6 protein-coding genes are annotated in these 7,154 nt (G+C 72.9%); 2 read left to right on the top strand and 4 right to left on the bottom strand.

Features of this window, described 5'->3' with window-relative positions:
* Positions 1-55: 55 nt before the first annotated feature.
* Together CYJ76_RS05620 and CYJ76_RS05625 are read left to right on the top strand one after the other, a co-directional pair.
* Positions 56-1,372 carry a CapA family protein gene (locus CYJ76_RS05620; protein WP_101849480.1) on the top strand — a complete coding sequence of 439 codons (1,317 nt, stop codon included), beginning with the start codon at positions 56-58 and terminating at the stop codon, positions 1,370-1,372.
* Between the two features lie 29 nt (positions 1,373-1,401).
* Complete coding sequence (locus CYJ76_RS05625) at positions 1,402-2,724, top strand: CapA family protein (protein ID WP_101849481.1); 1,323 nt, start codon at positions 1,402-1,404, stop codon at positions 2,722-2,724.
* A gap of 36 nt (positions 2,725-2,760) precedes the next feature.
* Here CYJ76_RS05625 and CYJ76_RS05630 read toward each other — a convergent pair whose 3' ends face one another.
* From CYJ76_RS05630 to CYJ76_RS05645, 4 genes are all read right to left on the bottom strand, one after another.
* On the bottom strand, positions 2,761-3,549 hold the full coding sequence (locus tag CYJ76_RS05630) for a sulfite exporter TauE/SafE family protein (RefSeq protein ID WP_070703428.1): 789 nt from the start codon (positions 3,547-3,549) through the stop codon (positions 2,761-2,763).
* 18 nt (positions 3,550-3,567) lie between these two features.
* On the bottom strand, positions 3,568-5,355 hold the full coding sequence (locus tag CYJ76_RS05635; RefSeq protein ID WP_101849482.1) for a proline--tRNA ligase: 1,788 nt from the start codon (positions 5,353-5,355) through the stop codon (positions 3,568-3,570).
* A 75-nt stretch (positions 5,356-5,430) separates the two neighbouring features.
* Positions 5,431-6,348: a GNAT family N-acetyltransferase gene (locus tag CYJ76_RS05640; protein ID WP_237769692.1), complete on the bottom strand. Its 918-nt coding sequence runs from the start codon at positions 6,346-6,348 to the stop codon at positions 5,431-5,433.
* Entirely contained in the window at positions 6,332-7,066 is a 735-nt protein-coding gene (locus CYJ76_RS05645; protein WP_070703430.1) for a DUF6882 domain-containing protein, read from the bottom strand. The genes CYJ76_RS05640 and CYJ76_RS05645 overlap by 17 nt, the downstream gene beginning before the upstream one ends.
* Between the last annotated feature and the right edge of the window lie 88 nt (positions 7,067-7,154).

The raw sequence follows: 7,154 nt of genomic DNA on the forward strand, positions 1-7,154 counted from the left end.
ACACCGACGACCGACGCACCACACCGACGCACCACGACCGACGACCGGGGGAACCATGCACCGTCCGACCACCCTGCCCACCCGTCTGCTGGCCGGACTCGTCCTGGGCGGACTGGTCCTGACGGGCTGCGGCAGCGACGAGCCCGGGACGCCCGAGGGCGACCCGAGCACCACCGGCTCCGCACCCTCGTCCGGCTCCACGTCCCCCGAGGAGGCCGCGGGCCCGGATGCGTCGCCGTCCTCCGGCGCCTCCCCCTCGGAGGGAGAGTCCGCCCCCTCGACGCCGTCCTCCCCCCAGGCGTCCGCCAGTCCGTCGCCCGACGGGGGCGACGCGCCCCGCGCGTTCACCGTGGTGACGACCGGCGACATGCTCACGCACTTCGTGCTCCAGGAACGAGCCGACGCCCTGCGGCCCGGGGACGGGTACGCCTTCGACGGCATGCTGGCCCGCGTGAAGCCGCTCGTGCAGTCGGCCGACCTGGCCGCCTGCGTGCAGGAGACCCCCCTCTCCCCGGACAACGAGGACCTCACCGACTCGCCCGGCACCTTCTCGTTCAACGCCCCGCACGAGCTGGCCGAGGCCATGGCCGATGCGGGGTACGACGCCTGCGACACCGCCACCAACCACACCTTCGACCGGGGGGTGCAGGGCATCCGTGACACCCGGCAGGTGCTGCGCGACAACGGCATCCAGCCGGTGGGCCCGGTGCCCCCGGGCGACGGTGGCCCGCGGCAGCCGGTGCTGCTCGACGCCGGTGGTGCCACCGTGGCGCTCCTGAGCTACGGGTACAACACGCTCAACGCCTACGGCACCACGCACAATCGCGAGATGCCGTGGATGGACCCGCACCTGTACCGCGGCCGGGGTGCCGAGGGCATCACCGCCGACGCGAGGGCGGCCCGGGAGGCCGGCGCCGACGTGGTGATGGTGCAGATGCACTGGGGCACCGAGTACCAGCAGCAGCCCAACGCCGAGCAGCGTGAGCTCGCCCGGGCCGTCCTGCGCGGCGGTGCGGTCGACGCCATCGCCGGGTCGCACGCCCACGTGGTGCAGCCGTGCGAGACGGTCGACGGGCGCACGGTGGCCTACGGGATGGGCAACTTCCTCTCCGAGCAGGGCCCGAACCGCTACCCCGCCAAGCCGATCACCACCCAGGACGGCGTGCTGCTGCGCTGGACCTTCACCCCCACCACCCGCGACGGCGAGACCACCTGGGAGCAGGAGCTGGAGTACCAGCCCACGTTCGTGACCCGCCCCGACTTCGTGGTGCAGCCGACCTCGCCGCAGGAGAATCCCGCGTCCTTCGAGCGCACGCGGCAGGCCATGAACGCCCTCGGTCCCGGCACCTGCGCCGCGACCCCGCTGAAGTGAATCCCACCCCGTCGACGACAGGACGCACCATGCGCAGCACCACCACCCACCGAACCCTGGCCCTGGCCGCCCTGGCCGGCGTGGCCCTCTCGGCCTGCTCCGGCGGCGCCGACGACCCGGCCACCACCGGGTCCACGACGACCCCCAGCAGCCAGGCCAGCGGAGCGCCCTCGGGCGGCGGGCCGGCGGACGCCTCGGCCGGTGAGTCCGCAGAGCCCTCCCCGGGCGCCTCCTCCTCCAGCTCCACCGGGGATGCGTCCGGCGCCCCGAGCGGCTCCCCCGCCGAGGCCGCCCCCAAGGGCACCTCCTTCACCGTGGTGGCCACCGGCGACGTGCTCGTGCACTCCGACGTCATCAAGCAGGCCAAGGCCAATGCGGGCGGGAAGGGCTACGACTTCGCGCCGATGTTCGCCCAGGTGAAGCCCTGGCTGGCCGGCGGTGACGTGGCGATCTGCAACCAGGAGACGCCCCTGTCCCCCGACAACACGAACCTCACGCAGAGCATGAAGATCGCGGTCTTCAACACCCCGCACGAGCAGGCCGACGCCCTGGCCGGCGCCGGCATCGACGCGTGCAGCACCTCCAACAACCACACGCTCGACCAGGGCGTCGACGGCATCCGGGCCACCCGGAAGATCATGGAGGACGCCGGCGTCACGCCCATCGGCCCGGCGGCCGACGCGACGGGGGGCCAGCAGGGCGACGGCTCGGACAACCCGGTGCTCGTGAAGGCCGGGGACCGCACCGTGGGCGTGGTGACCTACTCCTACAACGTGGCCAACGCCGGCCTCTCCCCCTCGCTGCCCAGCCACCCGTGGATGGAGAAGCACATGTGGATGGCGCAGGGGAAGAAGGGCATCGAGGCCCAGGCCCGGAAGGCCCGCGAGCAGGGCGCCGACGTGGTGGTGGCCGTCATGCACTGGGGCGCGGAGTACTCCATCCCGCCGCGTCCCGAGCAGGAGGACATGGCCCACCAGCTGCTCGAGGGCGACCAGGTGGACGCCATCGTGGGGCACCACGCCCACCTGCCGCAGCCGTGCGCCACCATCAACGACAAGACCGTCTTCTACGGGCTGGGCAACTTCCTCTCGGCCCAGCGCAAGAAGCCGACCAACAGCTTCCCGCCCCAGGTGCAGGACGGCATGATCGCCGGCATCACCTTCACCGCCGACGGGAAGGGTGGCTGGGACCAGAAGGCCAGCTACCAGCCGACGCTCACCACGCAGCCCGCCTTCGAGGTGGCTCCGGTGAGCGAGACCCAGCACCCCGAGTCCTTCGCCCGCACGAAGGCCACCATCGAGCGGCTCGGCGCGGCGTCCTGCCACGCCGAGATCATGCAGCCGCAGGGCTGAGGCGGTCCAGGCCACCCACCTCCGGCCCCTCGTGGCTCAGAGGTGGGTGGCCGTCAGGTCCCAGCCCAGGCGCACGAGGAAGGCGCCGACCACCACGATGAAGACCGTCCGCACGAACGTCCCGCCGCGCGCCACGGCCGTGCGGGTGCCCAGGTAGCCGCCGACCACGTTGCCGGCGGCCATCACCAGGCCCACCTGCCAGACGACCGCCCCCATCGGGACGAAGACGGCCAGGGCTGCGAGGTTGGTGGCGAGGTTGGCGATCTTGGCCTTGGCGCTGGCGGCCAGGAAGTCGTAGCCCATGAGGCCCACGAGGGCGAAGACGAGGAAGCTGCCGGTGCCCGGCCCGAGCGCACCGTCGTAGAAGCCGATGGTGGCGCCGGCCAGCCCGGCCACGACCAGGTGGCGGTGGCCGTCGAAGCGCAGGCGCGCCTGCTGCCCGAGGTCCTTGCGGGCCAGCGTGTAGCCGCCCACGAGGAGCAGGGCGGCCATGATGACGGGCGTGAACGCCTCCTTGGGCAGGTGGGAGGCCACCTTGGCACCACCCATCGAGCCCACGAAGGCGAGCAGCGCCAGGGGGACGGCCGTGCGCAGGTCGGGCCGCACCCGGCGGTAGTAGGTCACCGCGCTGACGGAGGTGCCGGCGATGCTGGCCACCTTGTTGGTGGCCAGCACCTGCACCGGCGCGGCCTGTGGGAGGCCCAGCAGCAGGGCCGGCAGCTGCACCAGTCCCCCGCCGCCCACGACGGCGTCGATCCAGCCCGCGAGCAGGCCGGCGCCGAACATCAGCGCCAGCAGCCCGAGGGTGACCTCCAGCTCAGGCACGCGGTGCGCGCGCCGCCATCAGGAGCGGACCTCGGCGACGACGGCCTCCACGGCGTCGTCGACCGGCACCGCGCGGGCGGTGCCCGACGCGCGGTCCTTGAGCTCCACCTCGCCGTCGGCCAGGCCCTTGCCCACCACGAGAATGGTCGGCACGCCGATGAGCTCGGCGTCCTTGAACTTCACGCCCGGGGAGACCTTGGGGCGGTCGTCCAGCAGGACGCTGACGCCCTGGGCCTCCAGGGCGGCGGTGAGCTCCTCGGCCTTCTCCAGCACCGCGGCGTCCTTGCCGGTGGCCACCACGTGCACGTCCACCGGGCTCAGCGCGCGCGGCCACACCAGGCCGATCTCGTCGTGGTGGGTCTCGGCCACCACGCCCACGGCGCGCGTCACGCCGATGCCGTAGGAGCCCATCTGCACCGTGACGAGCTTGCCGTTCTCGTCGAGCACCTTGAGGCCCAGCGCCTCGGCGTACTTGGTGCCGAGCTGGAAGATGTGGCCCATCTCCACGCCGCGGGCGAGCGTGAGCGTGCCCTCACCGGTGGGGCTGGGGTCGCCCTCGCGGATGGTGGCGGCGTGGATGGTGCCGTCGGCCGTGAAGTCGCGGCCGTGGACGAGGTCGAAGACGTGCTTGCCGTGCTCGTCGGCACCGGTCACCCAGGCCGAGCCGGGGGTCACCAGCGGGTCGAGCAGGTAGCGGATGCCGGTGGCCCTCTCCTCGCCGAGCACACCGGGGCCGATGTAGCCCTTGGCCAGGGCGGGGTACTGCTCGAAGTCGGCGGCCTCGAAGGGCTCCACCTCGGCCGGGGACACCTGGGCCTCCAAGCGCTTGGCGTCCACCTCGCGGTCACCGGGCAGGCCGATCGCCAGCGGCTCGCGGGTGCCGTCGGGGTGCACGAGCATGACCACGACGTTCTTGAGCGTGTCGGCAGCCGTCCACGCGCGGCCGTCGGTGCGCGGGTGGGAGGCGTTGGCCGCGTCCACGAGCGTCTCGATGGTGGGCGTGTCCGGGGTGGGCTCCACGTGGGCGGCCGGCAGGTGGCCCCACAGCTCGGTGCGGGCGGCCTCGTCGCTGGGCACCGGCACGACCGGCATGCGCACGGCCTCGACGTTGGCGGCGTAACCGGAGGCGTCGCGGACGAAGGTGTCCTCACCGGAGTCCATGACCGCGAGGAACTCCTCGCTGGCCGAGCCACCCATCGCGCCGGAGTCGGCGTGCACGGCCACGTAGTCGAAGCCGAGGCGGTCGAAGACCCGCACGTAGGCCCCGCGGTGCTTCTCGTAGGAGCGCTGCAGCCCGGCCTCGTCGACGTCGAAGGAGTAGGCGTCCTTCATGACGAACTCGCGGCCGCGCAGCACGCCGGCGCGCGGACGGGCCTCGTCGCGGTACTTGGGCAGCATCTGGAAGAGGCTGACCGGCAGGTCCTTGTAGGAGGTGTAGAGGTCCTTCACCGCGAGGGTGAACATCTCCTCGTGGGTGGGGCCCAGCAGCATGTCCGCGCCCTTGCGGTCGGTGAGGCGGAACAGGTTGTCGCCGTACTCCTCCCACCGGTTGGTGGCCTCGTAGGGCTCCCGCGGCAGCAGCGAGGGGAAGGCGAGCTCCTGGTCGCCGATGGCCTCCATCTCCTCGCGGACGATGCCCTTGACCTTCTCCAACACCTTGAGGCCCAGCGGCAGCCAGGTGTAGACGCCCGGGGCGGCTCGGCGCACGTAGCCGGCGCGCACGAGCAGGCGGTGGCCCGGCAGCTCGGCATCGGCCGGGTCCTCGCGCAGGGTCCGCAGGAAAAGGGTGGACATGCGCAGTGCCATCGGCTCAGCCTCTCGTGGGTGGTACGGGTCGCCCGGCCGGGCGCCGGGTGGGCACGAGGTTACCTGCCGCCGGAGTCAGAGGATCACGGTGGCGAAGGTCCCCACCCGGCGCATGCCGATGCGCTCGTAGACCCTGCGGGCTCCGACGTTGTAGTCGTTGACGTAGAGGTGCACCGTGCCCACCGGCTCCGGCGGCGCACCGGGGGTCGTGCCGGGCAGACCGTGGGTGAGCAGGTGCTCCACCACACCCGCCATCGCCCCGGTGGCCAGGCCACGTCCCCGCAGGTCCGGGTGCGTCCAGACACCCTGCACCTGGGCCACCCCGAGGGCCACCGACCCGACATCGGCCTTGAACACCACCCGGCCGTCCTCGATCACGACGAAGGAACGCCCCTGCGCCACGAGCTGGACGAACCCGGCCCGGTACCGCGCGGGAGATCCCTGGTAGGGCGCGTAGCCGATCTCCTCGGTGAACATCGCCGCACCGGCCGGGTAGAGCAGGTCCACCTCGTGGGGACGGGCCGGGCGCACCCGGGGGTCGGCCTGCACGCCCAGCGAGGAGGGGCGGGTGGAGGTCACCATCGACCACTGGTCCATGCGCTCGTCGCGCGCCGGCCCCCACAGCGGACGCAGGCGGTCCCAGAGCAGACCCACCTCGGTGGCCGTGCCGAACACCGAGCTGGAGAGCGCCCGGCGGGACTCCACGTGCTCGGCGAGCGGCCCCACGGACTCCTCGTCCACCCCCACCGGCACGACGTTGGCGCCGCACAGCACCATCGCGCGCAGGCGGCCGCCCACCAGCCAGCCCAGCACGTGGCCCCGGACCTGCAGCACGCCCTCGCGGACGCGCGAGGCGACGAAGACCGTGGCGGCCGGGTCCGCGGCGCACAGGTCCATGACCTGCGGGGCGTGCTGCGGCCCCAGCACCGCCACGTGGGCGGACGGGCGCCGCACGGAGCGGCGCGGGGTCCAGGCGTCAGGCCAGATCGCCACTGACCCGGACGATCCGTCCCTGCTCGTCGAGCTCGACCTCCACCCGGCCCTCGCCGTCGTCGAAGCGCACGCGGGAGCCGTCGGCCGACCAGGTGGCGGGCCACGGGCCGTCGAGGCCCAGGTGGTACAGCGCGCGACGGTGGTCGGTCAGCACGCCGGACTCCAGCACCTCACCCAGGACACCGGGCAGCACGGCCAGCGCGGGGGCGGGCATCTGCAGGCCCGAGACGAGCACGACCACCCAGGTGCCGTTGCCCGCGTCGGACACGTAGTAGGGGTGGGTGCCGGTGACCTTGGCGGCCACCATGCCGGCCTCGTGGGCCGCGGCGACCACGGCGGCCTCGAGCTCACGGCCCTCGGTGTCCAGCGGCACCTCGGCCTCGGACAGGTCCGTCACGCCGTGCGCCTCGCCGAACTCCCGCACCCGGTGGGACAGGGCGGCCACCTCGGTCTCGGCGAACATCTCGTTGGCCCAGGCCCAGAGCAGCGACTTGGGGCCGGGCGCCACCGAGGCGATGAGGTGCACGTCGCCGGTGACGTCGGCGGTCTCGGAGGCCCACTGGATGCGGCCACCCTCCAGGTCGGCGCCCATCTGCGCGTCGGGGCCGACCTCCTGGTCCAGGAACTCGTCGAAGTGGCGCTGGATGATGCGCGACCACAGGACGGCATCGTTGACGATGGTGGCCTTGTCGAGGGCGGCTGCGTGCGTCTGCTCCATGGGGGACAGCCTAGGTGTTCTCGGTCAGGAGGTTGGTAGCAGCAGGACGGGCTTGAACGTGGGAGAACCTCCGGCTGGGATGTGGCTT

The sequence above is a fragment of the Kytococcus schroeteri genome, assembly GCF_002847825.1.
GTDB lineage: Bacteria > Actinomycetota > Actinomycetes > Actinomycetales > Dermatophilaceae > Kytococcus > Kytococcus schroeteri.

What these genes read in the sequence shown, in the direction of transcription:
- CYJ76_RS05645 (WP_070703430.1), bottom strand. Translation starts at nt 7,066, where the DNA reads ATGGAGCAGACGCACGCAGCCGCCCTCGACAAGGCCACCATCGTCAAC.
- CYJ76_RS05625 (WP_101849481.1), top strand. Translation starts at nt 1,402, where the DNA reads ATGCGCAGCACCACCACCCACCGAACCCTGGCCCTGGCCGCCCTGGCC.
- CYJ76_RS05635 (WP_101849482.1), bottom strand. Translation starts at nt 5,355, where the DNA reads ATGGCACTGCGCATGTCCACCCTTTTCCTGCGGACCCTGCGCGAGGAC.
- CYJ76_RS05620 (WP_101849480.1), top strand. Translation starts at nt 56, where the DNA reads ATGCACCGTCCGACCACCCTGCCCACCCGTCTGCTGGCCGGACTCGTC.